Origin of the sequence: Bacillus sp. CFBP9009 (genome assembly GCF_036541465.1) — a bacterium.
Classification (GTDB): Bacteria; Bacillota; Bacilli; order Bacillales; family DSM-1321; genus Peribacillus.
Genome location: NZ_JAZHFU010000052.1, coordinates 1 through 458, shown reverse-complemented (window position 1 = coordinate 458; position 458 = coordinate 1). Strand labels below are relative to the sequence as shown.

2 tRNA genes are annotated in these 458 nt (G+C 45.9%); both read right to left on the bottom strand.

Going from position 1 to position 458, the window contains the following annotated elements:
* Positions 1 to 125 precede the first annotated feature (125 nt).
* Positions 126 to 201: transfer RNA gene (locus V3595_RS28675), tRNA-Ala, on the bottom strand.
* A gap of 16 nt (positions 202 to 217) precedes the next feature.
* Positions 218 to 294 (bottom strand) — tRNA-Ile (locus V3595_RS28670).
* Between the last annotated feature and the right edge of the window lie 164 nt (positions 295 to 458).

Here is a 458-nt window from a genome sequence, read left to right as displayed (position 1 = left end):
GTGCGCCCTTTCTAACTTAACCGTTAAAAAAGATCTTACAGATGCTTTGAAAAAATTAATTGCCTTCTATCTATTATCTAGTTTTCAAGGAACAAGCTGTCCCAATCACAACGTGATTGTTTCATTGGTGGAGCCTAGCGGGATCGAACCGCTGACCTCCTGCGTGCAAGGCAGGCGCTCTCCCAGCTGAGCTAAGGCCCCGTTTTGGGAAATGGAATGGTGGGCCTAAATGGACTCGAACCATCGACCTCACGCTTATCAGGCGTGCGCTCTAACCAGCTGAGCTATAGGCCCATTCACATAAATAATAAGCTTCTGCTTCCCAAGCTTATCGCGGGATTGCTATTTAATTGAATGAATCACTCATTCAAAACTGAACAAAACAAAAGCGCTCTCGTAATTATCCTTAGAAAGGAGGTGATCCAGCCGCACCTTCCGATACGGCTACCTTGTTACGA